Genomic DNA, 25,607 nt, shown 5'->3' with positions numbered 1-25,607 from the left:
AACTACAATTGCCGCTCTATCGCCGTCTTGTCGATGACCGACCAAACCTCCTGGATCTTCCCCTCGGCGAACCGATAGAAGACGTTCTCGTGAAACACGACCCGCCGACCGTCGACGGGTAGCCCCATGAATTCGGCTTTGGGATGACAGTCGAAACATAGCCTGCTGGCAACGATCGTGGCGTCGGATACCAGCCGTTCGACGGAGAAGCGCAGGTCGGGTATGTCGCGGTAGTCGCCGGCGAGCATCTCGAGATACCCCCCTAGGCCAAGCTCCGAGCCGTTGTGGATGACGGTATCACTGACGAACTCATCGAGACCGTCCAGGTCTCGCGCGTTCAGACACGCGATATAGGCTTCATAGTGCGGCTTAAGATCCATTCACGCCTCCTCGTCTGATCGACATGAAAAGGAGTTTCGCAACCCGCCCCGAATCAGCGATGCGAAAGTCTCTGCGGCTTCGGCCTCACCGCAATTGCCGCGCACCATCACGGCTGACAAGGCTTCACCGGCGCCGATCAGACCGATGCAGCGCCGCTCCAGCTCGGCCTGCTGGAGATCGACATGCGGTTTCAGCACGGCGGCGAACAGCCGAACGTAACCATCGAGCAGCTCCTGATAAACCGTCTCTTTCTCCTCGCTCCCCGCCAGCGCCGCGCCGATTGCGTGCCATTCGCCAGTGGTATCGGCGTAGCAGTGAATGTAGGCCGAGGCGAGAGCGGTGATGGTCTCCTCGATGCCGCGCTCGCCAGTGGTCAGTGCTTCCTTGAGCGCCGCTGCCTGTGCCTGGTCGAGCGACTTGTAGAGTTCGATGAGTAACGTCGAACGCGTACCGAAATGGTCGTAGGCGACCGGTTTGGAGATCCCGGCGCGCGCCGCCAGGCGCCCCAGCGTCAACCGATCGGCGCCCTCTTCCCGAACGATCGTCAACGCCGTATCCAGCAATTGATGTCGCCGCTGAACTCGGGAAAGCCGGCGAGACACAGGCTTTACCGTCTCCTCCAGGGGATTTCCCTTTTTTTCCTCGTTTACCAATCGATCACTCCTCATTGATAACCTACCAAAAGTAGATTATCGTTTTTAAAACCTACTATTGGTAGGTTTTATCACGCACTCAGGAGAATTCGCAATGACACTCGATCCCATTCTGCTCATTGGCGGGGCCGGCATCGTCGGTCGCCAGACGGCTGAATTCCTGCGTTCCACCCATCCAGACGCTCCCCTATTGATCGGCGGGCGTAACGTTGAAAAAGCGAGAGAGGCGGCAGCCAGTATCGGCAATGCCGAGGGCGTGAAGATCGACCTCGCCGCAGCCGATCTGGGCCTTGGTAAGCGGCCAGTCAGCGCGGTCGCGATCTATTTCACCGATACGACGACCGCCGCGCTCCGTTTCGCCCAACGCCAGCGTGTACCGTACATCAGTATTTCGCCAGCGCTCCACGAAGTCGGACCGGAAGTCGCAGCGTACATGCATCAACCAACGGCTGCGCCGGTCGTTCTTGGCACCGAATGGCTGGTCGGAGCGACAACGATTCCGACGCTCGAATTCGTCAGGTCGTTCAAGCGAGTCGATACCATTCGTTTGGGGGCGGTTCTCGGCGAGCAGGACGCCACCGGACCTGCCGGGTTCGACGATCTCGAGCGCCAGACGCAGACGATCCCCGCCGTTCAAGCGCGTCGCGATGGCATCTGGATCTGGCGTCAAGGTGACGATCTCAAGGCCGAGCTGCAAACCCTGGACGGGACGACGCTGTCTGCCATGGCGCTCTCGCCCCACGATGTCGTCGCGCTCGCAACGGAGACCAGCGCCTCCAACGTCGAGTTCAATTTGGCCATCAGGCAGGACGCGGGTCACTCCCATGGCGAGCCGATGTCGGCCGAGATTTTGATCGAGCTCCACGGCATCGATGTCGATGACCAGCCGCTACACACGCGTCACGCGGTCGTTCATCCCGACGGGCAGATGCCACTGACTGGGTTGGGTGTCGCGCTGTTGATCGAGCGATTACTCGGCCTCGATGGCAAGCCGGCAACGCCCGCCGGACTCTACTTCCCTTATCAGTTGCTCGAACCTGAGGGATATCTCGCTCGTTTCAAGCAATCAGGAGGCAAAATCGTGGCGCTCGAGCCGTCGTGAAGAGGTCAAAAACAGAGGATGACACGCGCCAAGCTATTGTCTGGGTGAAGACTCCCCGCGTCGACTAGACTCCAGCCACACGAACGAAATATCAGCATCAGGATGAATGTCTCGCATCGGGGTCTATTCTGATCGGGAAATATCGTGATGTGAGAGACGTTCTGGCTTACCCGCAAAAGGAGCTTGCCATGATTGCCACTGCAGAACGCCCGGTTCAGACCGGGCCAAATCCACTTCATGGAATGTTGCTTGCCGGCGCCTTCCCCCTCTTCCTGGGTGCCGCGCTAAGCGACTACATGTATTCAACGAGCTTTGAAATACTGTGGAGCACTTTTTCCTCCTGGCTGATTGCCGGCGGCCTGGTGTTCTGCGGCTTTGCGATGATCTGCGCTCTCATCGGGATCTTTCGCCCTGCCGGTAGTCGTGGTCTGTCCATCCTCTACTTCGTGCTGTTGCTGGTGACCTGGGTTCTCGGCTTCGTCAATGCGCTGGTTCACGCCAGGGACGCCTGGGCAATGATGCCAACCGGGTTGATCCTGTCGGTCGTCGTCGCGGTGCTCGCGTTTGTCGCGATCTGGATCGGATTCACCAGCCGCAAGACCGGAGGTCATTCATGAAACACGCACGCTCTTACTCTCGCCTGCGTTACGCCGCTCCACTTTCGATCCTGCTGCTGGCCGGTGGCGCCAATGCCGCCGACGTCGATTCACAGTATGGTGCCAATCCGGAACTGCCCGATCCTCAACGCGGCCTGCTGCCCAACATGGGCGTACCCGAGCAGGCGCCATGGGACGACAAGCTGCCCACCGTGCCGGACGGCTATAGCATCAAGGCCATTGCCACCGACCTCAAGATTCCGCGCCAGACGTTGGTGTTGCCGAATGGCGATATCCTGGTAGCTGAAGGCAGCGGCGGCCACGCCCCCAAAACGAAGCCGAAAGATTTCATCGCCGGCGTGATCAAGGCCAAGGGCAAAACCTCGGTCAAGGGCGGCAACCGCTTGACCCTGCTGCGGGATAGCGACGGCGACGGGACTTACGAGGAGCAGACGGTTTTCGCCGAAAACCTCGACGCGCCTTACGGCCTCGCGCTGGTCGGTAACGATCTCTACGTGGCCAATCAGGATTCACTGGTGCGGTTCGACTATCAGGAAGGCCAGACTGAAGCCAGCGGTGATCCCGAGGTGGTGACGCCGCTTCCCGCCAAGATCAATCATCACTGGACCAAGTCGCTGGCGGCGAGCCCGGACGGGCAGCACTTGTATGTCGGTATCGGCTCCAACAGCAACATCACCGAGCGCGGCATGGAAGCGGAAGTCGACCGCGCCGAAATCTGGGAGATCGATCCGGAAACCGGCGCGCACCGCGCATATGCCACCGGCGTGCGCAACCCCACCGCGCTAACCTTCCAACCGGATACGAACGAGCTGTGGGCGGTCGCCAACGAGCGAGACGAACTCGGCCCGCATCTGGTACCGGACTATCTGACCTCGATCCAGGAAGGCGGCTTCTACGGCTGGCCGTACAGCTACTGGGGGCAGAACGTCGACCCTAGGGTGAAACCGGAGAACCCGGAGCTGGTGAAATCGGCCATCGCGCCGGATTACAGCTTGAGCTCTCACCGCGCGCCGCTCGGTGTCGCCTTCTCCAATGATGCCGTAGGCGGGCAATTCGCCAACGGCGCCTTCGTCGGCGAACACGGCAGCTGGAACCGCGCCGATCCCGTCGGCTACAAGGTCGTCTTTGTCCCGTTTCAGAACGAAGAGCCCGCCGGTGACCCGGTCGACTTCGTCTCCGGCTTTCTCACCGATGACGGCAGAACGCGGGGTCGCCCGGTCGGCGTTACTGTCGCTCCGGATGGCTCGGTGATCATCGCCGACGACCTGAGCAATGCGGTTTGGCGGGTCACGCGGGACGGTGCCAGCTCGGAGCAAGGTAGCGGCATGAGCCAAACCGCCGCGTCCGAAGGCAGTACTGCCACGACTGACGGAGAAGCCCCGACAACCGCCGATGGCTCCGCCATGTCCGAAGATGAGCCCGGGGCATCGGCAGAGTCCAACGCGGCGGATAAAGAACCCGCTGCTCCGGAAGAGGGGGCAGCCGCCTCCGAGAGCGAAACCGACACCACACCCTGAACGTCAGCGTCCCATGACGGCATGACGCCATACCCCGACGGGCCTCGCCCTCGGGGTATTTTTTATCCGTTCGAAGGCGGCATCAGGCCTGACGGTTCGAGCCTGTATGAGCGATCCGTGCGCCCTCATCCCGCCGGACCGAATGTCTCGAACTCGATCCGATTCGCATCGACACCCCGATCTTCCAAGCCGGCGCTGATCTCGGCGAGAAATCGGGCCGGGCCACAGAGCAGATAGCACGCCTCCGAACCGGCTTCCAGTTCGAGAAGAGCCTTGGCCGTAATTCGGCCCTTGGCGTCATAATCAATGCCCTGCGTGTCACCCGGTCCCGGCGCGCTGAAGAAGATACGACGCCCCACGTTGTCGGATTTGGCCACCAACGCGTCGACCTCAGCCTTGAAGGCATGAGATTCACCATCGCGTGCACCGTGCACGAACCAGACCGGTAGGCCGTCGTTTACCGTGGCGACCGCGTGCAGCATCGAGAGCAACGGCGTGACCCCGACGCCGGCGCTGACCAGAACCAGCGGGCATCGTCGCCGAGGCATGACGAAGTCACCCGAGGGCCGCCGAGCATCGATATGGTCGCCGATAACGAGCTGTTCATGAAGAAACCTTGATACCACGCCTCTACCCTCGCGCTTGATGCTGATGCGATAAGTCTCGGCAAAGGGCGATCCCGAGAGCGAGTAGCTACGCCCGAGACGGCCAGAGTGTTGTGGTACTTCCAGCTCGATCGCCAGATGCTGGCCGGCTTCGAAGGCAGGGAGCGCATCGCCCTGGGCATCCGCCAGATGAAAAGAGGTGATCTGATCGCTTTCGATCACCTTGTCGACGACTGTCAGCCGCAGCGCCGCTTCGTCTTCCCGCTGCCAGCGAAGAGCCAGTGCAGCCGGGCGATCAACGACCTGCTCGACGGTCACCTCGATCATGCGCTTCGCGTTCGGGTCGTGGCTCCTTGTCGGCGCCCAGTCGATTTTGGCCCGACCGGTGATCTGCAGCATGCCGCCCGTCTCGAAGTCGACGAAGAGCAGTCCAACGCGTGGATCGAGGATCAGATTGCCGATCGTGTTGAAGAAGTTATTACCGGCATAATCCGGGATCTGCAGCGTCCCGTCCTCGGTCACACGAACGAAACCCGGCTCGCCGCCCCGATGCGAGGCGTCGTAACCTCGAGCCCGACTTTCCTCGCCCTCATGACGCGAGCTCACACCGAAACCGGAACCGATAAAGAACGTATCGGCCGCGGCGATTCGCGCACGTTGCCCGCTATCGAGTCGATCCGATACGGTCGCTTCAGGTCCAGCTGTGGATTCGACACGCCGCCATTCGCGCTCGCGAATATATTGCGGGCAGTTGCCGAAGCTCTGCCGCACCTCGATGCTCAGGCCGTCATCGGACGCACGAATCATCCCATTGAGGCGGTTGCGTCGACGTGTTGCCAGTTCGATGCCGAGCAGACCCACGTCGGCCCCGACATCGATCGCTGAGGCCAGCGGATCCTGAGAACCGAGCGCTACCGCAACGGCTAGCGTTCGGGCGTCGGGCGTATCGATAAAACCCTCCTCGCCTTCCAGCAGCGTGACCCAAGGCTGCCCCTGCGCATCGCCAGCTGCCACTACGATGAACGGCAACTGGGCGAAAAACACCCGATGCTGCTCGGGCATGTAATCGCGAATGAAGCTGCCGGCCGAACTGGCAATACCCTCTACCCCGGCGCGCCGCTGCGCCTCGATTTCTCCTGCGTGAAAAGGCGTCGTTTCGTGTGTCATGACCGACCTCCGTGCGAACGTCCTCGACTCAGGCGAGTGCTGGCGAGCGCGCCATGCCGATAAAGTGAGGCAGTGCCTCGATACGCGTGAGCCAGGCCCGGACGTGCGGATAGTCGGCGAGACCGACGCCACCTTCCGGCGCATGGGCGATATAGCTGTAGCCCGCGATGTCGGCCAGCGTCGGCCTATCGGCCGCCAGCCACTCGCGACAGTCGAGATGGATGTTCATCATCTCAAGCAGCTTATGCGCCTTCGCCTTGGCGCCCTCGTGATCGAGCGGGACGTCGAATACGGTGACGAGACGCGCGGCACAGGGGCCGGCGGCGATCTCGCCCGCCGCGATGGAAAGCCAGCGCTGAACTCGGGCCTTCTCGACCGGATCGGTGCCGATCCAGAGGGCAGAATCGCCGTAGCGCTCAGTCAGATAGACCAGGATGGCGTTCGAATCCGAAAGCGTGATGCCGTTGTCATCGATCGCCGGCACCTGCCCCAACGGGCTGATCTTCAAGTAGCCAGGCTCGTGATGGGCGCCGTTGACCATGTCGAGATCGATGACCTCAAAGGGGATCTTCAACAGCGCGAGCATGAGCTCGACACGGTGGCAGTGGCCGGACTTGGGGTTGCGATACAGTTTTACGGGCTGATCGGTGAGGGCGTTGGTTTCAAGGTCGGCGTTCGACATGACAGGCTCCTTCATCACGGTGATGAGTGGGGTTATCGAAGAAGCCACTGTAGATCCTTACGAATCACGGAAGAATCCATCTATTATGAAAGTCACTACTTTGCATTCTGAAACTATCATTGACCTCGAACTGAGCAGAACGTCATGGATCGCCTTCAGGCCCTGAAAGTTTTCGTCGCCGTCGCCGAAGCCGAGAGCTTCGCCAAGGGTGCCCGCACCACCGGCCTCAGTGCGCCTTCCGCCACGCGAGCCATCAACACGCTCGAGACCGCCCTCGGTGCCCGGCTTTTCACTCGTTCGACGCGGCGAGTCAAACTGACCGAGGTCGGCCAGACGTATCTCGGGGAGGTGCGAGAGATCCTCGCTCATCTACAAGCCGCCGACGACATCGCCTCGGGCTCGGCCAATACACCCGTCGGGCAACTGCGAATCACCTGCCCGCAGGAGTTCGGGCGAATCTACGTCGCGCCGCTGCTCACCGAATTTCTCGATGACCATCCCCAGGTCCGCGCCGACGTGCTGATGGTGGACCGCATCGTCAACCTGGTCGAGGAAGGCTTCGATATCGCCGTGCGTATCGGCCACCTGCCATCCTCTGATCTTTCGGCCGTCCGCATCGGCCAGGTCCGCCGCGTCATCTGCGGCTCGCCGGACTACATCGCCAGGTGGGGGCATCCACAGACACCGAGCGATCTCGCTTCGCACCGTATCGTCTCCAGCGGTTCCACCACCGCGTTGAACGAATGGCGATTCGGCTCGGATGGATCTCAGGCCGTCAGAGTGAGCCCGCGGCTCAGGGTCACCAGCGTAGCCGCATCCATCGATATCGCCAGACGAGGCTGGGGCCTGTGCCGCGTGCTCTCTTACCAGGTTGGGCCCGATCTTGAGTCCGGCGATCTCCAGGCCGTGCTGGAGGAATACGAACCCGCCCCGTTGCCGATCCATTTCGTACATGTCGAAGGGCGCCGAGCTGCGGCAAAAGTCCGAGCGTTCATAGACTTCGCAGCACCGCGACTGCGCCAGATCGAGGGTTTGCGTTGAGGTCAAAGAGGAGCCGACCAAAACGATGGCCCATCTTCGAACTTGGGCGAGTCCCCGGATGATGCCGGCTTTCAGGCTTACCGCCACCCTCACCGCGCCCTTCGCCATCTCCCATTGCCCTAAAACTTACGTCGCTATGCCCTGACCCATAGGGTGATCAGCAGCGATGCAAGCAGCATGATGACGGCCCCAGCTATGAATACACCAGTGATGCCACTAACGCTGAACATGGCACCGCCCGCAGCAGCCCCCACTGCGATGGAAGACTGCACCGACGCGACCACCATGCCGCCAGCACTCTCTGTCTGATCCGGCACGGCATTCGCTACCCAGTTGGACCATGCAACCGGTACACCACCGAATGCCATTCCCCAGAAGGCGACCAGTAGCGCTTGGCTCATGACCGAGGAAGGCAGTAACACCAGCGCCAATGCAGATACACCAACCAGTAGTGGCATCAGCACCAGAGCCCCTCTCAAACTGTGTTCCATCAACCAACCGGTCAGCAGCGTTCCCATAAAGTTCGCCACGCCGAACCCCAGCAGCATGAGTGCGAGGGCATCCGATCCGACACCTGTCGTACTTTCCAGAAAGGGGCGAATGTAGGTGAACAAAGCAAAATGGCCGGTGTGAGCCAGTATGCAACCCAACATGCCCACGCCAATTCCCGGCCGACTCAACACTTCCAGTACGGTTTGTAACCGGGCGGTTCTTCTGGGTGTCATTCGAGGGAGCGTGAACCACTGGAAGACGAGCGTTATCATGCCGACCGCAGCTGCCGCCAGAAAGGCACTACGCCAGCCATAGAGCCCGCCCATATAGCTGCCAAGCGGTACAGCCACGACCGTTCCCACAGCGATGCCACTGAAGATAATCGATAAAGCGCGTGGCAGCAGCGCCGCTGGCACTAACCGCATGGCCACCGCCGCTGCCATGCTCCAGAAGCCGCCAAGGGCGATTCCCAGGAAAACCCGCATGATCAAGAGAACGGTCAAACTGGAAGACAGGGCGACCAGCAAATTCGAAACGATCATCATCATGGTGAAGCCCAGCAACACCAAACGTCGGTCGATGCGACGCGTGAGCCTTGGAACCAATAAACCGGCAAAGAGCGCCACCACCGCAGTTACCGTTACGGCTTGCCCCGCCATCGATTCTGACACCTCAAGCGCAGAAGCCATCGGCGTCAACAAACTGGCAGGCAGGTACTCTGCAGTTAGTAACCCAAATACCCCCATCGCCAGAGAAAACACTGCCATCCAGGCTGGTGAGGTAGGCTCTGTCTCGATCGCTCGCTCCAGGTTGGCGTCAGATACCGCACCGCATGCACTGCTACTCATCAGAGAATATCCCTTGGAGTTCATGATGAGCGGCAGTCTATGATCGGAGCACAGGATGATCCATGACACCAAACCCTAACTTTTTGATCGAAACCCCGGAGGTGGTTACCACTATGGCAACGACAGATCCTATTGCCCTCTCCTCCGATCTCATCAGCGAAATGCTCACCGGCATGCGCTTGAGAGGCGTCCAGTACCGGCGCATTCAGACAGGATCTTCATTTGGTTTCAGCTTTGAAGCCAGGCCTAACCACGCCCATTTTTACTTCCTCGCGGTCGGCTCCGCCCTATTGCGCACTGAAGATGGCACGCTGTATGAGCTGTCAGCGGGCAATGCTGTGCTGATGCCGCATGGCACCGCACATCAGTTGCTATCCGGCCTTGATCTCGCGATTCAGGACATCTCCAGCTTCGAGGTGGCATCTCTCGGTGATGCGGTTGGCGCCATCGATATCTGTCCCAGTCAGCAGGAAACACCCGGCGCGATTCTCTTTCACGGCTGCATGGAGTTCGATCTTGGTGGCATGCAGGGCCTGAGCCGGCTGATGCCCGACGTGATGATGGTCGATGCCACGGGGCAGCGATATCCCGATCTCGTGTCTATCCTCACCGCCATGAAACGTGAAATCTGCTCTGGACGGGTTGGGTTCGCCGGTGTCCTCGCCCGGCTCGCCGACGTGGTGGCCACGATGGTCGTCCGCGGATGGGTGGAATGCGGCTGCGATAATGCCGCGGGGCTGGTGGCCGCGCTGCGCGATCCCAGATTGGCTATGGGCATCCTCGCGTTACATCGGGACCCTACCCACAACTGGAGCGTGGGAGAGCTGGCAGCCAAATGCCATATTTCTCGTTCGGTCTTCGCTGAGCGTTTTCAAGCCACCATCGGCACGCCACCGCTGCGTTATGCCACAGAGCTGCGAATGCAGCTAGCCGGCCAGTGGCTGACTCAAGACAGGCTTCATATTGAAGACGTGGCGCTGCGTCTCGGTTATCACTCGCAGGCAGCCTTTAGCCGCGCCTATAAGCGCGTCACCGGACAACCTCCGGGGGCCAGTCGCAAGAAGCATCGTTTAGCGTCGTGACCCGTTTGGTTCATGATCAACCAGCCGGCGCGTAAAGCGAGCTGCTGTCCTCAACCTATCAGGGGACGATGCAGCGACAAACGCCAGTCAGAACGCCGCTTTATCGGGCTCCGCGACCGCCGGGCGCTGGTCGCTCTTCAGGGCTTTCTCGACCGATTCCAGATGGTCGGCATTGATATCGGCCGGCGAATGGGCGCCGATCAGCGTCATGGTCACGCGCATGTCGGCCGCGATCAGTTCGAGCAGATGCGAGACGCCGCGCTCCCCTTCGGCCGCCAGCGCGTAGGCGTAGGCACGGCCGAGCAGCACTCCTTTCGCGCCCAAGGCCAGCATCCTGACGACATCCAGCCCGGAGCGAACGCCGGAATCCGCCAGCACCGTCAGTTCGTCCCCGACGGCCTCGGCGATATGCGGTAACGCCTGGGCAGTCGGAATCGCGCCGTCGAGCTGCCGCCCGCCGTGGTTGGAGACGATGATTCCGTCGGCACCCATGCGTACCGCATCGCGCGCGTCTTCCTTATCCAGCAGGCCCTTGATGATCAAGTTGCCCTTCCAGCTATCCCGAATCCACTCCAGCTCACTCCAACTGATGGAGGGATCGAAGTTCTTGGCCAGAAAGCCCATGTAGTCGTCCATGTTCATCTGGCGACCGGTATACGCTTCGATATTGCCGAACGACAGCGGCTTGCCCTTGAGCGCGACATCGAACGCCCAGCGGGGATGCATCAACGCCTGAGCGGTCTGGCGCAGTTTGGCGTGCGGGCCGGACATGCCGGAGTGGCGATCACGATAGCGCGAACCCGGCAGCGGCATGTCGACCGTGAACACCAGCGTTTTCATGCCGGCGGCCCAGGCCCGCTCCAGCGCGTTCTGCATGAACCCACGATCCTTGAGCACGTAGAGCTGGGACCACAGCTCGCCCTGGGCTGCCTGCGCCACCTCCTCGATCGAGCAGACCGATACCGTGGAGAGCGTGTAGGGAATGCCGACCTTCTCCGCGGCTCGCGCCGCCTGCACCTCGCCGCGACGGGCGTACATCCCGGTGGCGCCAACCGGCGCTAGCGCCACGGGCATCTTCCAGCGACTCCCGAGCACCTCGGTTTCGAGCTGAGGCGTGCCGCCGCCCTGCAGTACGCGCTGACGCAGCGGGATTGCCTGTAACGCCTCGACGTTGCCGCGCATCGTGCTTTCGGTCACCGCTCCGCCATCGAGATAGTCGAACAGGAAACGAGGAACACGACGCTTGGCGGCGCGCCGGTAATCGGAAGGACCTGAAATGATCATGGATTCGCCTTAACGCTCGGTTCGGGAGCGGTGATAGAGACGCTCGCCGCAGGCGGCGATGACAAACAGCTAGGGTCGATAAGAAACCCAGCGTATCAAGTCTCTCGGGGGAAAATCGGCCTAGCGGGCTATGACTTTAGTCGGAGATCGCTTCGTTCTAAAATTTGTCCGTCTTATCCCGAGGGGCCAAACATCTCGAAGTTGATTCGCTCAGACGATACGCCTCCGGACTTGAGGCCGTCACTGAATTCGATTAGCTAAGCCTCGTGGTCTTCCGCGAACTGCCGCGCTGCCAACAGCACGGGCATCAGCGCCCGCCCCCGGTCATTGAGGCGGTATTCGACCCGGGGTGGCTGCTTGCCGAAATCGCTTCGGTCAATTAGCCGGTCCTCCTCCAATTCACGGAGATGCTGGGTCAGCATTTTCTGTGAAACGCCCTGGATATCCCGCAGCAACTGCGAGCTTCGCAGAACCTCGTCCGCATAAAGCCGAAACAATATCTGCAGTTTCCATCGTCCGCTGATCATTTGCATACAGCGCGTCACATGAACGACCGCCCCATCCGGCCCTAAACAAGCGCTTCTTACCTCATTCGGCATAGGCACCTTTTCGTGCCTTCTTGAGGGGTCCATGACAGCTCTCCTATATTCGGGTCACGTTATCTTATGGTGCTCAGTCGTGAACTTACATCTGAATGGAAAGGTCGCCCTCGTGACCGGTAGCAGCAAGGGCATAGGCGAGGCGATTGCAAAGCGGCTCGCGCGGGAAGGTGCCACGATTATCGTCCATGGCCGCGACCAGTCCAAGGCATCCGAAGTGGCCGAGCAGATCCGAACCGGGGGTGGCCAAGCACACGTCGTGACTGGAGACTTGACAAATGACGCGGAGGTTATTGCGTTGCTTCAAGCAGCCCGGTCCGCCGCAGGGTCCATCGACATACTCGTCAACAATGCCGGCGGGTCTGGCGACGGCTCGGATTGGAGCACGACGGCGTCAGATGTCTGGACCACAACCTATGACCGCAATGTGCTGGCTGCCCTGCGGGTCACGACGGCAGTCCTGCTGCAAATGCGCACTCGGGAATGGGGCCGGATCATCAATATTTCCAGCCTCGCGGGGCTGATGCCGCCTCCGGTCAACCCGGATTATTCTGCGGCCAAGGCGGCAATGATCGCCATGACGGCATCGCTGGCAAAGGCCGTCGCAGCCGAGGGTATCACCGTGAATACCGTGTCTCCCGGCATGATCCATAGCGCAAAACTCGACATGAGGTTTCGGGAAATCGCGGCAGAACAAGGCATCGAACCGGATGCATCCTGGGCAGAAGTGGAAAAGGCCGTGCTTCCGCTTTTCGCGCAAGTCCCGGTCGGCCGGGTCGGCACGTTGGCGGAAATCGCTGACGCCGTGGCGTTTCTCGCCAGCCCGCGGACGGCATACATCACCGGCTCCAACATCCGGTTGGACGGCGGCATGCTTCCAACCACCTGAAGCCTTCAGAATGGAATCATCGAACAATGGAGCGATAAGCAATGAGCCTATTTGACCACATCAGCATCAGGACAGACGACATCGACACCGTGCGAAGGTTCTACCAAGCGACGCTCGCTTCATTGGGCGTTCAGCAAAAGTTTTTTGCCGAACGCCCGAAAGGTGGTGTTGCCGGCTTCGGCCGGGACCGCGTCGAGCTCTTCATCGAGGCCGCACCCCTTCAGAAACGGGATCCAATCCACCTGGCCTTTTCCGCCAGAAGCCAGCACGAGGTAAATATATTTCATGCGGCAGCTTTGGCTGCAGGCGGTCAAGATAATGGCAAGCCAGGACTCCGGCCCAATTATCACGAGCACTATTACGCGGCGTTCATCATCGATCCTTGCGGTAACAACGTGGAAGCTGTCTTCCAAGATGCAAATCCTGATGTGTGATCAACCTTTATCTGCCGGCCAGTCAATCTATTGAATACCGACCGTGGCAGTATGACTCAGCCACAGATAAGGTTTATATCGTTGCAAGATCAGAGCGAAATGCCCTCCGAGGCACAAAGATAGAATTCCTTTTCCTGCAGGCACACATGACGTTCGCCCACCGGATTTCTACCCGCTCTGTTCTTATTAGGACGCCACGCGCCACGAAGCTCCTCGAGTGGCCATGTACCTGCAGCCCACGACTGCCCTATCAATACCTCCCCGGCCAACACATGCACCATTCATTGAAGTCGTGCATGCTGAATACATCGACATCCATTCATCCTGAGCCCGTTCGACGCGACCCCGGACCAAGCGAGCGAAGATCCAAAAGCCAAGGAGTGCCCATGTCCACGAATTCGGAAGCCACGCGTCAGGCGCTGTACGAGCAAGCCCAGAAGCAGGACATCCCAGGGCGTTCTTCGATGAGCAAGGCGGAACTGGCGGCTGCACTCGAACGCGATTTGTCCGAGAAAACAGACCCGGTCGTCGCGACACGCTACAAGACTTTTCGCCGATTGGCGGAAGCGGTGGCTGCCGGCGAATTCGTGCTGCGTCCGCGGGCGCTGACTGGCTTCGAGCGGCGCCAGCATGTGCGCCAGACACTACGCGAGGACCACCAGACGCGTATTGCGACCCATGCCGAAGGTGCCGATCTCAAGTTCGCCAAGCTGTCGAGCTCGCTGTTCTCGTTTTTCCGTGGCACGGCATTGCTGTTCTATCGCGACATGGCCGGCGACGACGCCTGGATGCCGACCGTGCTGGCGCTGGGGGACGTTCACCCCGAAAACTTCGGCGTCATGCCCAATGCCGACAACGTACCGATCTTCTCGGTCAACGATTTCGACGAAGCCTATTACGCGCCATTCACCTGGGATCTCAAGCGTGGCGCCACCGGCTTCATGATTGCCGCGAAAACCGAAGGCGAGCTCAAGCGCAAACACCAGGTCAAGATCGTGCGCCATTTCGTCAACGGCTACATCAGGGAGATGGAGCGCCTGGCCCTTGAAGGCAACGAACAGGAAGGAGAGATGCGCTTCGACAATGCACCGAAAATCATTCGCCAGCTGTTCAAGGATGCCCATGAAGAGCGCAACGAATGGCTGACGGATGACTATCTCGACGAGAGCAGAAGCCGTTTTCGTTCGACCGAGAAGCTCGTACCGATCTCCTCCCGTCGAGACGAATTCCAGAAGATCACCGACCGGCTGATCCAGGAGAACAGGATCGAGGTGCCAACGAGGGCCAAGGCACAGCATGGGAAAGCACGTCACGGGAAAGGGCTGAAAGGGAAAGGCATGCGCGTGAAGGACGTGGCGATACGGCGAGGCCAGGGCACCGCTTCATTGGGGCTCAACCGCTACTACGTGCTGATCGAAGGCCCCGAGCGCGACGGCACGGACGATCTGATCATCGAATACAAGCAGGCACGTCGCTCCGCCCTCTCCGGCCTGGTGCCGCCTTCGCCCTACGAGATGGACAGCCTCGCCGAGCGCATCAGCGATGCCCAGGCCGTGCATCTGGTGCGTGGCGACGTGTTTTACGGCCATGTCGAATTCGACGGGTTGAGCTACATGACGCGAGAGCGCGCGCCGTTTCGTGATGACATCGATCTCGATGACCTCTCCAAGAGCGAATGGAAGAATTACGCCCGTATCTGCGGCCGCGTGCTCGCTCGCGTACACGCGCTTTCCGATGAATCCGGCAGGATCGACTACGACATCGAACCCGCGATCGTCGACGCCATCGGCCCACCGGCACTGTTCACCGAGGACATGGTGGAGTTCGCTGTCGAGACCGCCGACCGCGTGCGCCGCGATCACGAGATGTTCCGTGAGGATCACGCCCAGGGCGCGTTCGAGCATCTGGACTGGGTGCATCGGTAAGTGCGAGAGAATCGCGATGGCCAGATTGTCGGTGCCGCAGGTTCTTGCTCTGAGTTGCGCCGATACCTGATGGTCAATTATCCAAGCGTACGGCTAAAGAACTCGAGCATCTGCTGCCATCCATACTCGGCGGCCTCTTCGTCATAAACAGGAAAATCCGGTTTCATCCAGCCATGCGCAGCTGAATAGATCTCTGTTTGATAGCGCACCTTGGCTTTTGTCAGCGAGTGCTCGAATTGCTCGGCCATTGATGGCGGATAGCTGGCATCGTTTTCGGCTACAGCCATATAGAGTTCGGCTTTCAGGGTGTCCACAAAGATATGAGGACTATCGACAGCATCGGTCGCTAGATTTCCACCGTGGAAGCTGGCAACGGCAGTGAAGCGATCAGGCCACGAGCCAGCGGCGGCAATGGCCATTCCGCCCCCCATGCAAAATCCCACCGCTCCCACCTTGCTACCACGGACATCGGTTCGTGTGTCCAGATAGGTCAGGAATGCCTCAGTATCGGCGACTGAACGCGAAATACCTGTGGTAGCCATCAGAGGCCCAAGAATCGCTCGCACGTCACCTTTGAACACTTCTTGCGGATCGAACGGCCCATAAGGGCCGTAGCGATAAAACAGATCGGGCAGCAACACCACGAAACCGGCATCGGCTAACCGCTGGGCCATGGCAAGCACGGCAGGGCGAATGCCGCCAGCGTCCATATAAAAGACGACTGCGGGTCCGCCCGGCTTGTCTCCAGAGGTGAAAATATGAGTCTTACATTCACCTTCATGGGTAACGATAACAATCTGCTCGTGTGGCATGACGATGCCCCTAGGTGTAGGCCGCACCCGCTACTGGCCTTGGCGGGCGACAATCAATAAACTACATATGCACATATATAAAAGTCAAGAATACGGAAAATCGATATGCAGAAAAACGTTCTCGATACGCCAGGCCACCTGATCAGCCTCGCCGCACGAGGGTTCGCGCGCCTGAGCGTTGCCCGTCTCAGACCGCTGGGTTTCGGAGTCGGCCAGGTTCCGGTGCTTGTAGCACTAGCGAAAAACCTCGCGAGTACGCAGCGGGATCTGGCTCGTTTTGCCAAGGTAGAGCAGCCGCCGATGGCGCAGATGCTGACACGCATGGAACGGGATGGGCTGATTCACCGCACGTCCGATCCCAAAGACGGCCGTAGCAGCCGCATCGAACTGACCGCGCTCGCCAAAGCGCGACTACCGGAAGCCACCTCGGTCATCCTGGAAGGCAATCAGGAGGCGCTAGATGGCTTCAGTGAAGCGGAGTGTGAACAGCTGGGCATGCTACTGACACGACTTATCTCGAATCTTGATCGCATGACCAATCGCCCCACCGAAGAAGCTAGCTAATCTCACCGATCACCACGGCTATCGCCCGCCCCGGCGACTCAACCCAGCAGCAGATCGCGCTCGATCGGTATGAACTGGCTCGCAGCCTTGATGAGGGAATTGGCAGTGAGCTTCGGCACGCCGTAAACCTCGACACGCTTGCCATGCACCTCGCGGATCTTCTGCGCCAGCAGGTCGAAGTCGCCGTCGCCGGAGACCAGTACGATCACATCCGCCTGCACCGCGTATTCGATGGCATCGAGCGTGATGCCGACGTCCCAGTCGCCTTTGGCGGATCCATCCGCACGCTGGATGAACGGCTTCAGCTTCACCTCGAAACCTATCGTTCTCAGCGTGTTCTGAAAACCGCGCTGCTTGGTGTCGCCTTTATCGGTGGCATAACAGCGCGCGGTCACCACTTCGCGGCCCGCCGTCACCCGCGCCCAGAAGCGGCGATAGTCGAACTGTTTGCCGTAGGCATCGCGCACGGTGTAGTAGACGTTCTGGGTGTCGACGAAGATGGCGACGGTGGTCATGGCGAGAAAATCCCCGGCAGGCAGTGAAGCGCTAGCCCCAGTGGGAAGGCGCTGACTTGAGTGCATGGTACCGTGCGCCGGATGCGATCAGAAGGACAGGGCCGACGGTAAGGCGCTTCGAGCCGGGGCGGGCGTTGCGACCACGGTCTATTTCGTGAGGATCCACCAACCGAGAGCCGCCGAGGATTCCTCGGTAGTTTGCGGGTGGTTTCTGCCAAACGTCGATAGCCGCTTTGACAGCCCATCCGGGTCAGCACACAATTGGTAGATACTCCAGGGATATACATAAGGAGAAATTGCCATGAATGCCAAGCTGTTCCTGTCCAACAAAAGTCAGGCCGTGCGCCTGCCAAAAGCGGTAGCATTCCCCGAGGGCGTCTCCGAGGTCATTATCATCCCCCTCGGCAATAGCCGTTTGATCACGCCTAGTGACACCAGCTGGGACGATTTTTTTGAACCCGATGAATGTCACGCGGTGACTGGCGACTTCATGGACGCCGAGATCAACGAGAGTCGCGATCAGCCCGAGCCCCAGAAGCGCGAGGCCTTTTGATGCTGCGCTATCTGCTGGATACGAACATCTGCATATACGTCATCAAGAACCGGCCGCCATCTTTGCGCGAAATATTTAATAACAATACTGCCAGGCTCTGCATCTCATCGATCACGCTCGCAGAGCTGATCTACGGTGCAGAGAAATCGGCCAAGCCGGAGCATAACCTGTCGGTAGTGGAGAACTTCGTCGCGCGACTGACAGTGTTGGGCTTCGACGAAGCAGCCGCCAGCCATTTCGGACAGGTTCGTGCCGGGCTGGAGCGTGCTGGCACCCCGATCGGCGCCTACGACTTAATGATCGCCGCCCACGCCCGCAGCCGAGGATTAACGGTGGTGACGAATAACGAGCGGGAGTTCGACCGCGTTCCGGGGTTGGTTATCGCCAACTGGTTGCATCCTTCGAATAACGAATAGTTGCTAAAGCCAAGCTCGCTATACGTCGCTTCCCATTTCCGCACGGTGGCTTCAAAGCGCTGGCCCGCTAGGGTCTCGCCCGGAGCGCGCTCGAGCATCTGCATGGGTGCATCGGTAAGCCGATGAACGGTTTCGATGGAGCGGTGTTGTAGGGGAGGTTTACGTTGTCAAGATTATGTTCACTCACGGTGAGCATAATCGATGATTTATAAACCCGGCGGTTCTCTTTTCGCCGGGTCGCCCCGCTCAGGGGGAACCGATCCTACTGATCCAGCCGCTCATCAGCACGTATTTGACGTCCACGTACTCTTCGATGCCATAGAAACTGCCCTCGCGACCATAACCGGATTGCTTGACGCCGCCGAACGGGACCGAGGCCGTGCCCACCGAGCTGGTGTTGAGAATGACCATGCCCGTCTCGAACGCGCGGGACACATTGGCACGTTCTATGACCTCTGCTTCCGTCCTGAACCGATAGACGGCAAATACCGGGCCGAATATCTAGGTCTGGGCCATCTCGGCCTCATCATCTAAGTCGCCGTCGTCGTCGCCATCGCCGAACAGGACGCCACTATCGAGCCGCGAGCTCCTTCCGAACGATCTCCGCGCCAGCACTCAGAGCGCTGAGCTTGCCTTGGGCCACCCGGCGAGACAAGGGCGTCATCCCGCAGTTGGTGCAGGGGTAGAGCTTGTCGGCATCGACGAACTTGAGCGCCTTGCGCAGGGTCTCGGCGACCTCTTCCGGGGTTTCGATGGTGTTGGTGGCCACGTCGATCGCCCCGACCATCACTTTCTTGCCTCGAATGAGTTCGATCAGCTCCATCGGCACATGGGAGTTCTGGCACTCCAGCGAGACGATATCGATGTTCGACGCCTGTAGCTTGGGGAAGATCTCTTCGTACTGGCGCCACTCCGACCCCAACGTCTTCTTCCAGTCGGTATTGGCCTTGATGCCATAGCCATAGCAGATATGCACGGCGGTCTCGCACTCGACGCCTTCGATGGCTTTTTCCAGCGCGGCGATGCCCCAGTCGTTCACCTCGTCGAAGAAGACGTTGAAGGCGGGCTCATCGAACTGAATGATGTCCACGCCGGCGGCGGCGAGATCGCGAGCTTCCTGGTTGAGGATCTTGGCGAACTCCCAGGCCAGCTTTTCGCGGCTCTTGTAATGACCATCATAGAGCGTATCGACCATGGTCATCGGGCCGGGCAGCGCCCATTTAATGGGTTGGTCGGTCTGCTGGCGCAGGAATTTGGCATCTTCGACAAACACCGGCTTGACGCGAGACACCGGGCCGACGACCGAGGGCACGCTCGCCTCATAGCGATCCCGAATCTTGACGATCTCACGCTTTTCGAAATCAACACCTTCAAGATGCTCGATAAACGTGGTGACGAAGTGCTGACGGGTCTGCTCGCCATCGCTGACGATATCGATCCCGGCCCGCCGCTGATCGTGCAGGGAGACCCGCAACGCATCCTGCTTGCCCTCGGCCAGCTCCTCGTCCTGCAGTTTCCACGGCGACCAGAGCGTCTCGGGCTGGGCCAGCCAGGCGGGCTTGGGCAGGCTACCGGCCGTCGACGTGGGCAACAAAGTCTTCATACAAAAATGACCTTAATAACGGGTTGATCAAAGAATATCGTTGTAACGGGTTGACCAAAAAGAGTCGTTGGAACGGGTCGATCAAAGGGAGTAGTTGGCCGACCACTGCTCGAGCACATGGCGGTAGGGCTTGATGAAGTGCCGCTCGGTGAACTTGCCCTGCTCGACGGCCAGCTGGCCGCGCTCTTCGCGGTCGTAGACGATACGCGTCAGCGAGTAGTCCTGATGCTTCAGGCTGGGCTGGTAGATTTTGCCGGCCAACGAATTGGCGTTGTAGATCTCGGGGCGATAGATCTTCTGGAACGTCTCCATGGTGCTGATGGCGCTGATCAGCTCGAGATCGGTGTAATCGGCCAGCAGATCGCCGGAGAAGTAGAACGCCAGCGGCGCGACGGCATGCGGCGGCATGAAGTAGCGCACCTGCAGGCCCATCTTGCCGAAGTAGAAATCCGTCAGCGAGGACTCGTCGTTTTCGTACTCCACGCCCAGCACCGGGTGGCGATTGTCGGTCTGGCGATAGACCTTACTGCTGGAGACGCTGAGGCAGATGACCGGCGCCTTGCTGAAGGAAGCCCGGTACGCATCGGACTCGACGAAGCGCTTGAACAGCTTGCCGTGCAGATCGCCAAACCCCTCCGGGATGCCGAATTCGGAACGATCCCGGTTGTGCTCCGACAGCCAGACGCTGAAGTCGTAGTCGCGCACGTAGGAGGAGAAGTTGTTCCCTACCATGCCCGGAATACGCTTGCCGGTCTGCTTATCGATGATCGTCGTTTTCAGCATCTCGATCGCCGGGAAGGTGTCATCCTCGTCCTCGGCTCCCACGCTCAGCTCACCGGTGATGATGTCGAGCTCAACGGCGTAGCGATCCGCCTTGGGGTTGTCCCAATGCGCCAGCGCGTTGAAACGGTTGTCGATCATCGTCAGGGTATTGCGCAGGTTTTCCTCGCGACGCTCCCCTCTTGCCAGGTTGGCGAAGTTGGTGGTCGTGCGCGTGTTCTCGGCCGGACGGTAATGCTCGTCGAACCGCACGCTCTTGATATCGAATGTGAAATCGTGACTCATCGCGAACAGGCACCCTGGTAATAGAGAGGCGCTGGCACCGTCAGAAGGCCCAGCGCCCGTCAATGCAATATCTGGCGTATCGACCGACAGGCGCCATGGCGGCTGCCGTCGAAGCGGATGCACTCTTTATGCCAGAGCCTGTGGATGCATGAAAAGCGATATGATTTCACCTCATCATGAATAGGGTTCATGATGCGACGCTAGAGTGGACGACTGACGGATTATTTGGGGTTGCCGCCGAGCATCGTCAGGTAGATGAGAAGTCGTTGGCGAGCGTGTTCATGATCAGGCGAATCATCGTCTCCTTGTTAGCCGGATCGGATTCCGCGACCAGCAGCGTCAACGCCGCCAGACCGACATCGACCGACCGCGGGCCGCGGCTACCCTGCGAGCCGACAATCACGCTGTGGTCGAAGGTGTCGGATCGCCCCGATCTGAAGGGGCCTGAAGTTCGCTCTCTTAAGGGTGCATAGCTACGAGGGAAGGGGCACTCGCCGAGGCGAAAACCGCCTCATCAAAGCCGAGGTCCCAATAGCATCAAGATTTAATCAGTCCGTGGACTAAATAGCTAAGGACGGTTACATTAGATTTCATTCTATTCATTTGAAAGCATATGTTAGTCAATATGGAATGGAGGCTGCTTGCCTGCTATTACCCCCACCGATCTCGAATCCGGCCTAACGGGAGACCCAGAAGCACTTGAGGTCCACCTAACGCTGGTAGAGCGAGACCTCCGCATTGACGGTCATTCAGTCAAAATCCACTGCCACTGTCTTTCGGTGGATGGAAATGGTCATGTACAACCGCACAGGCTGGCAGAGTTCATGCGAAACGCGATAGTTGATTATGCGATTCCACGGGCGAAGCTTGCCGAAGCGAAAGCACGCGACCGTAAATTCAACAGTACAGAGGCAGTCGCCGAGCTAGTTGAGCGGGCAAAGCGTTCGTTTACCGATTTAGGCAACACTGGCGAAGGTGGAGAAATGCTGCTGTTCCTACTGGCAGAGCGCTTCCTCAAGCTGCCACAGATTCTATGCAAGATGGATCTCAAAACAGACTCACGCATGCACTATCACGGCGCGGACGGTGTTTATGCGGGCGTGACAGCGGACGGCATTTTAAAGCTCTATTGGGGGGAGTCAAAAATATACAGAGATGCGAGTGCTGCGATTCGCGACTGCTTTTCCTCTCTCTCACCTTTCTTAATCGAACCTGAACATGAAGAAGCAGAGCGAGAGCGTGATCTGATGCTGCTAAGTGACAAGGCCGACCTTAGCGACCCAGTAATTACCGATGCTTTAAAGATGTATTTTGACAAATCGTCGGTCATGTCAAAGCGGGTAAAATATTGTGGCGTAGCCCTTGTAGGCTTCGATGCACCGTTCTACCCAAATGGTAATGCGGAAGCGGTTGCTGAAGATATCGTTAATGCGTCCCGCACAGCACTTTCCGATTGGAGCAATCGTATTGGTGAGCGACTTAAATTGGAAAAGCTCGAGCGAATAGAAATCGAGGTCTTCTGTGTACCTCTTCCCTCGGCAGGCGGTTTTCGTTCCGCTTTTCTCAAAGCAATGGGTATTGAAAAATCATGAGTCTTATTGACCTACAATCCTGGCTTCTCCAAGAAGGCATTCGAGAGGATCTGGATAAGATCATTCGACTTACAGTACGCAATGAGCTGGATAATTTAGCGCCAGATATTTCGGCACCTTCCACCGAGCCTATTGACTGGCCCAAACTAATACTAGCCGGCAGTATTCTTGCACGTTCAGAAAAAAGAACCGATCAAGACGCAGCACTGCGAATCGCAACCGCTGCAGTAACTTTGAAAGATGACCAAGCACTTACGGATGCTGGTATTGTCCTAATGGGTAAGCTTTCCAATTTTCGGGCCATTACATTAGCCACAGAACGTAGCTTGGTGGCGACCAACCTCCATGGAAGGCTCGGCGTCTCGTTGCACCTCGAGGCCCAGCGCCGCGATATCGATCATGCCATCCTTGTGCAATCGAGTGGAGCTTGGCTACCAGTAAATGATTTTCAGCAACGTTTCTGGGCTAATGCGGTCGGAGCTAGTTGGCTCTCAGCATCCGCGCCGACCGCCTCAGGTAAAACATTTCTCGTACTCCAGTGGCTAATCGATCAAGTTATTGCGGGCGAGAGTCGAGTGGTAGTATATCTCGCTCCAACCCGCGCACTAGTCTCCGAGATAGAAACCAGTCTCAAGAGGCTCTTAGGTAATAGTGAACTGATCGATGTAACGTCACTTCCTTTCCCAGTTAATTATAGGACTGCCCGAGCAGGTGGCGCACGAATTATTTACATTTTTACGCAAGAACGATTACACCTTCTCGCTAACGTACTTGACGATGAATTTTCTGTTGACCTACTTATCGTGGACGAAGCACATAAGATCGGTGACAATCAGCGCGGTGTAATTTTGCAGGATGCAGTGGAAAGAATTACCCGTGCCAACCCAGAACTAAAAGCTGTTTTTATCAGCCCGGCAACCGAAAACCCGGAAGAATTACTTACGGACGCCCCCATTGGCGTACAGACTGTAGCCGTAAATAGTGACTCATCTACAGTCCTTCAGAACTTATTGGTCGCGGCACAGTTACCGCGTAAATCGAAGCTTTGGGAGCTTACTCTTCGACAGCAGGACTCAGAACTGCCTATAGGAACTCTTCAGCTTGCGAGCAAACCGGTGGGGCTCAAGAAGCGACTCGCGTTTATCGCTGCAGCTGTCGGCGAAAGAGGCGGAACACTCGTCTACACCAATGGCGCGGGAGAAGCAGAAGAAGTCGCTGATCTGATCAGCCAGCTCTTGCCCGAGCTTGAATCCATTGATCCTGAGCTCTCACAGCTTGCCGAGCTTGCTCGTAAGGGCGTACATCAAGATTTCCGATTGGCACCACTCGTTGAGTTAGGGGTAGCGTTTCACTATGGCAATATGCCGTCACTGCTCCGACTGGAGATAGAGCGCCTATTCCGATTAGGTAAAATTCGCTTTTTGGTCTGCACCTCTACTCTGATCGAGGGTGTGAACTTATCCTGCCGAACGATTGTGGTACGCGGACCACGTAAAGGGAAAGGCCACCCAATGGAACCGCACGACTTCTGGAATCTGGCTGGTCGCGCAGGCCGTTGGGGCGATGAGTTCCAAGGAAATATCATCTGCATTGATCCCGAAGACACTCAGGCTTGGCCTGAGGGCATTCCTAATCGAGCTCGCCATCATATTAAGCGGGAAAGCGACGCTGTACTTGAGCTTGGCGACAGCATGGAGAACTATCTCTCTAAGCGTGGGAAATCGGATCTGTCGAACATGAAGGACAAGGATAAATTCGAGCAGGTTGGAGCCTATCTGCTTACTACCTTTATGCGGCTCGGCTCCATTTCTGCCGCTAGTCTTGCAAAACGACATGATGCTGCTTCAATTGCCAAGCTCGATCAGACTCTGGGCTCTCTAGCAGACAAGATAGAAATCGACGTCGACCTGGCTTCTCGGCATCCCGGGGTAAATGCGATAGGTCTTCAGCGCCTTCTTGAAGCTTTTCGCACCTACTCTGGGGATGTTGAAAACTTACTTCCTGCTAATGTCTCCAGCAACGATAGCTATGATCGATTTATCACAATCATGGGAAGAATCAACGAGCACTTATTTCCAGCCTTCACCCCACAAGGTCGCATTAGGCTATATGCGTTGATTGTCGTTAAATGGTTGAAAGGATACTCGCTCGCGAAGATTATTCGCGACAGCATCGACTGGCACCAAGAAGTTGGCCGATCGTTCAAGCTTCCTGAGCTAATACGCGACACCATGGAGCTGGTAGAGCAAATCGCTCGTTTTAGAGCACCGAAATACCTCTCTGCTTATATGAACGTGCTGCACTTTTATCTTCACGAAATTGGTCGTAAGGAATTGATCGAAGATGACCTGGATATCGGAACGCAACTAGAGTTCGGCGTTTCGTCGACAACGCTTCTCTCGCTTATGGAACTTGGTATTTCCCGTATGAGCGCCGTTACCTTGTACGAGAACATTGCCCGCGATGACCTCAGCAGGAAAGAGTGCATAGAGTGGATTGCCGAACGCGTCAATCAATTCCAAGCCATGAATATACCAGCAATAATCATCCGTGAAGTGCGCGAAAATCTCTCACTTTTTGACTAATCATCAGAACAATAGACATAAAAAAATTGGAGGTTACACATGCCTGCGAAGCCCATACACCTCGGCCCCATGTACTTCAAAAAAAGAGGAGATGCAGTCGAATACCTTAAGAAGATGCTTCATCGATATGATGTGGGGGACCGAGTCAACTCCGACGACGCAGTAATCTTGCAAGCAGCACTAGAGCATCATCCGGATTCTGCTGCAAAAATTGGATGTGGCATTACTGATTTCAGTGTTCGGTCGGCTGACTATGGCACCAAGTGCTTTTGGGTAAATCGTCCTGATGGTACGACCGAAAAATTTTCAATAACCGGTTCCATTCATGGCAAATAAAGGAGCCAAGCTACCATAAGATAGATTTCGTCAACACTAAACCGGTTTTAGCCATCGATAATACCTAAAATTTTTCGCAGATTTCGGTGCAATTCCAAACAATAATTAACTGTCGAAGACTGGCTGTATGCTTAGGTCACCAAGCTATTGCATTTCCCGTGTCATACTGCCAGTCAGCTCATTAGCCTCAATGAAGCCTTGAAGCGGTAAAGCGTCGTCTGGCCCTACCTTCCCCCTAGATTGGAAGT

General features: G+C 58.0%; 27 protein-coding genes. 14 read left to right on the top strand and 13 right to left on the bottom strand.

Features of this window, described 5'->3' with window-relative positions; translation table 11 throughout:
- Positions 1-2: 2 nt before the first annotated feature.
- Both DOM27_RS15195 and DOM27_RS15190 read right to left on the bottom strand, forming a co-directional pair.
- The gene (locus DOM27_RS15195) at positions 3-380 is read right to left on the bottom strand and encodes an ester cyclase (protein WP_110657179.1); all 378 of its coding nucleotides are present in this window, start codon (positions 378-380) and stop codon (positions 3-5) included.
- Positions 381-983, bottom strand: coding sequence for a TetR/AcrR family transcriptional regulator (locus tag DOM27_RS15190; protein WP_245392748.1), 603 nt, complete (start codon positions 981-983; stop codon positions 381-383).
- A 145-nt stretch (positions 984-1,128) separates the two neighbouring features.
- On the opposite strand from DOM27_RS15190, the gene DOM27_RS15185 reads away from it, so the two are divergent.
- The 3 genes from DOM27_RS15185 (at position 1,129) to DOM27_RS15175 (ending at position 4,270) form a co-directional block, all read left to right on the top strand.
- Entirely contained in the window at positions 1,129-2,136 is a 1,008-nt protein-coding gene (locus DOM27_RS15185) for a Rossmann-fold NAD(P)-binding domain-containing protein (protein ID WP_110657175.1), read from the top strand.
- Between the two features lie 188 nt (positions 2,137-2,324).
- Positions 2,325-2,753 (top strand): DUF2231 domain-containing protein, encoded by a 429-nt coding sequence (locus tag DOM27_RS15180; protein ID WP_110657174.1) that lies wholly within the window; start codon positions 2,325-2,327, stop codon positions 2,751-2,753.
- Entirely contained in the window at positions 2,750-4,270 is a 1,521-nt protein-coding gene (locus DOM27_RS15175; RefSeq protein ID WP_110657172.1) for a PQQ-dependent sugar dehydrogenase, read from the top strand. Before DOM27_RS15180 ends, DOM27_RS15175 begins: the two co-directional genes overlap by 4 nt.
- Before the next feature lie 125 nt (positions 4,271-4,395).
- Here the strand turns inward: DOM27_RS15175 and DOM27_RS15170 are convergent, their stop codons facing one another.
- Complete coding sequence (locus DOM27_RS15170; protein ID WP_110657170.1) at positions 4,396-6,042, bottom strand: FAD-binding oxidoreductase; 1,647 nt, start codon at positions 6,040-6,042, stop codon at positions 4,396-4,398.
- A 28-nt stretch (positions 6,043-6,070) separates the two neighbouring features.
- Positions 6,071-6,724, bottom strand: a complete 654-nt coding sequence (locus DOM27_RS15165; RefSeq protein ID WP_110657168.1) for a glutathione S-transferase family protein — start codon at positions 6,722-6,724, stop codon at positions 6,071-6,073.
- A 144-nt stretch (positions 6,725-6,868) separates the two neighbouring features.
- Between DOM27_RS15165 and DOM27_RS15160 the strand changes: the two genes are divergently transcribed.
- A complete protein-coding gene (locus DOM27_RS15160; protein ID WP_110657166.1) occupies positions 6,869-7,765 on the top strand; it encodes a LysR family transcriptional regulator in 897 nt (298 codons plus the stop codon).
- A gap of 134 nt (positions 7,766-7,899) precedes the next feature.
- Here the strand turns inward: DOM27_RS15160 and DOM27_RS15155 are convergent, their stop codons facing one another.
- On the bottom strand, positions 7,900-9,105 hold the full coding sequence (locus DOM27_RS15155; protein WP_110657164.1) for an MFS transporter: 1,206 nt from the start codon (positions 9,103-9,105) through the stop codon (positions 7,900-7,902).
- A gap of 62 nt (positions 9,106-9,167) precedes the next feature.
- Between DOM27_RS15155 and DOM27_RS15150 the strand changes: the two genes are divergently transcribed.
- On the top strand, positions 9,168-10,187 hold the full coding sequence (locus DOM27_RS15150; RefSeq protein WP_110657162.1) for an AraC family transcriptional regulator: 1,020 nt from the start codon (positions 9,168-9,170) through the stop codon (positions 10,185-10,187).
- An 87-nt stretch (positions 10,188-10,274) separates the two neighbouring features.
- Here the strand turns inward: DOM27_RS15150 and lldD are convergent, their stop codons facing one another.
- Positions 10,275-11,471 carry an FMN-dependent L-lactate dehydrogenase LldD gene (lldD, locus tag DOM27_RS15145; RefSeq protein ID WP_110657160.1) on the bottom strand — a complete coding sequence of 399 codons (1,197 nt, stop codon included), beginning with the start codon at positions 11,469-11,471 and terminating at the stop codon, positions 10,275-10,277.
- Positions 11,472-11,728: 257 nt separating this feature from the next.
- Positions 11,729-12,004: a winged helix-turn-helix transcriptional regulator gene (locus DOM27_RS15140; RefSeq protein WP_223162360.1), complete on the bottom strand. Its 276-nt coding sequence runs from the start codon at positions 12,002-12,004 to the stop codon at positions 11,729-11,731.
- 145 nt (positions 12,005-12,149) lie between these two features.
- Here DOM27_RS15140 and DOM27_RS15135 point away from each other — a divergent pair, with 145 nt between their 5' ends.
- The 3 genes from DOM27_RS15135 to DOM27_RS15125 all read left to right on the top strand — a co-directional run bounded on the left by DOM27_RS15135 (position 12,150) and on the right by DOM27_RS15125 (position 15,318).
- Entirely contained in the window at positions 12,150-12,959 is an 810-nt protein-coding gene (locus tag DOM27_RS15135; protein WP_110657853.1) for an SDR family NAD(P)-dependent oxidoreductase, read from the top strand.
- Positions 12,960-13,000: 41 nt separating this feature from the next.
- Positions 13,001-13,393 carry a VOC family protein gene (locus tag DOM27_RS15130; protein ID WP_110657156.1) on the top strand — a complete coding sequence of 131 codons (393 nt, stop codon included), beginning with the start codon at positions 13,001-13,003 and terminating at the stop codon, positions 13,391-13,393.
- A 386-nt stretch (positions 13,394-13,779) separates the two neighbouring features.
- Positions 13,780-15,318 (top strand): DUF2252 domain-containing protein, encoded by a 1,539-nt coding sequence (locus tag DOM27_RS15125; protein WP_110657155.1) that lies wholly within the window; start codon positions 13,780-13,782, stop codon positions 15,316-15,318.
- 77 nt (positions 15,319-15,395) lie between these two features.
- Here DOM27_RS15125 and DOM27_RS15120 read toward each other — a convergent pair whose 3' ends face one another.
- Positions 15,396-16,130, bottom strand: a complete 735-nt coding sequence (locus DOM27_RS15120; protein ID WP_110657153.1) for a dienelactone hydrolase family protein — start codon at positions 16,128-16,130, stop codon at positions 15,396-15,398.
- Between the two features lie 105 nt (positions 16,131-16,235).
- Here DOM27_RS15120 and DOM27_RS15115 point away from each other — a divergent pair, with 105 nt between their 5' ends.
- The gene (locus DOM27_RS15115) at positions 16,236-16,694 is read left to right on the top strand and encodes a MarR family winged helix-turn-helix transcriptional regulator (protein ID WP_110657151.1); all 459 of its coding nucleotides are present in this window, start codon (positions 16,236-16,238) and stop codon (positions 16,692-16,694) included.
- 38 nt (positions 16,695-16,732) lie between these two features.
- Here the strand turns inward: DOM27_RS15115 and DOM27_RS15110 are convergent, their stop codons facing one another.
- Complete coding sequence (locus tag DOM27_RS15110; protein WP_110657149.1) at positions 16,733-17,209, bottom strand: NYN domain-containing protein; 477 nt, start codon at positions 17,207-17,209, stop codon at positions 16,733-16,735.
- Between the two features lie 301 nt (positions 17,210-17,510).
- On the opposite strand from DOM27_RS15110, the gene vapB reads away from it, so the two are divergent.
- Both vapB and vapC read left to right on the top strand, forming a co-directional pair.
- Positions 17,511-17,762, top strand: a complete 252-nt coding sequence (gene vapB / locus DOM27_RS15105) for a type II toxin-antitoxin system VapB family antitoxin (RefSeq protein WP_110657147.1) — start codon at positions 17,511-17,513, stop codon at positions 17,760-17,762.
- Entirely contained in the window at positions 17,762-18,178 is a 417-nt protein-coding gene (gene vapC / locus DOM27_RS15100) for a type II toxin-antitoxin system tRNA(fMet)-specific endonuclease VapC (protein WP_110657145.1), read from the top strand. The genes vapB and vapC overlap by 1 nt, the downstream gene beginning before the upstream one ends.
- 246 nt (positions 18,179-18,424) lie before the next feature.
- Here the strand turns inward: vapC and DOM27_RS15095 are convergent, their stop codons facing one another.
- From DOM27_RS15095 to DOM27_RS17930, 4 genes are all read right to left on the bottom strand, one after another.
- The gene (locus DOM27_RS15095) at positions 18,425-18,613 is read right to left on the bottom strand and encodes an aldehyde dehydrogenase family protein (RefSeq protein ID WP_342588625.1); all 189 of its coding nucleotides are present in this window, start codon (positions 18,611-18,613) and stop codon (positions 18,425-18,427) included.
- Between the two features lie 136 nt (positions 18,614-18,749).
- Positions 18,750-19,781 carry a methionine synthase gene (locus DOM27_RS15090; RefSeq protein ID WP_110657143.1) on the bottom strand — a complete coding sequence of 344 codons (1,032 nt, stop codon included), beginning with the start codon at positions 19,779-19,781 and terminating at the stop codon, positions 18,750-18,752.
- A gap of 81 nt (positions 19,782-19,862) precedes the next feature.
- The gene (locus tag DOM27_RS15085) at positions 19,863-20,846 is read right to left on the bottom strand and encodes a DUF1852 domain-containing protein (protein ID WP_110657141.1); all 984 of its coding nucleotides are present in this window, start codon (positions 20,844-20,846) and stop codon (positions 19,863-19,865) included.
- Between the two features lie 247 nt (positions 20,847-21,093).
- The gene (locus DOM27_RS17930; protein ID WP_157956775.1) at positions 21,094-21,249 is read right to left on the bottom strand and encodes a hypothetical protein; all 156 of its coding nucleotides are present in this window, start codon (positions 21,247-21,249) and stop codon (positions 21,094-21,096) included.
- Between the two features lie 238 nt (positions 21,250-21,487).
- Here DOM27_RS17930 and DOM27_RS15080 point away from each other — a divergent pair, with 238 nt between their 5' ends.
- Genes DOM27_RS15080 through DOM27_RS15070 form a run of 3 tightly spaced genes read left to right on the top strand, consistent with a single transcriptional unit; the run spans position 21,488 to position 25,359 of the window.
- Complete coding sequence (locus DOM27_RS15080) at positions 21,488-22,438, top strand: HamA C-terminal domain-containing protein (RefSeq protein WP_110657139.1); 951 nt, start codon at positions 21,488-21,490, stop codon at positions 22,436-22,438.
- Complete coding sequence (locus tag DOM27_RS15075; protein WP_110657136.1) at positions 22,435-25,023, top strand: DEAD/DEAH box helicase; 2,589 nt, start codon at positions 22,435-22,437, stop codon at positions 25,021-25,023. The genes DOM27_RS15080 and DOM27_RS15075 overlap by 4 nt, the downstream gene beginning before the upstream one ends.
- A 39-nt stretch (positions 25,024-25,062) precedes the next feature.
- A complete protein-coding gene (locus DOM27_RS15070) occupies positions 25,063-25,359 on the top strand; it encodes a DCL family protein (RefSeq protein WP_110657134.1) in 297 nt (98 codons plus the stop codon).
- Positions 25,360-25,607 lie beyond the last annotated feature (248 nt).

Origin of the sequence: Salinicola halimionae (assembly GCF_003206065.1) — a bacterium.
Classification (GTDB): domain Bacteria; phylum Pseudomonadota; class Gammaproteobacteria; order Pseudomonadales; family Halomonadaceae; genus Salinicola; species Salinicola halimionae.
This window is presented reverse-complemented; position numbering and strand designations above follow the sequence as displayed.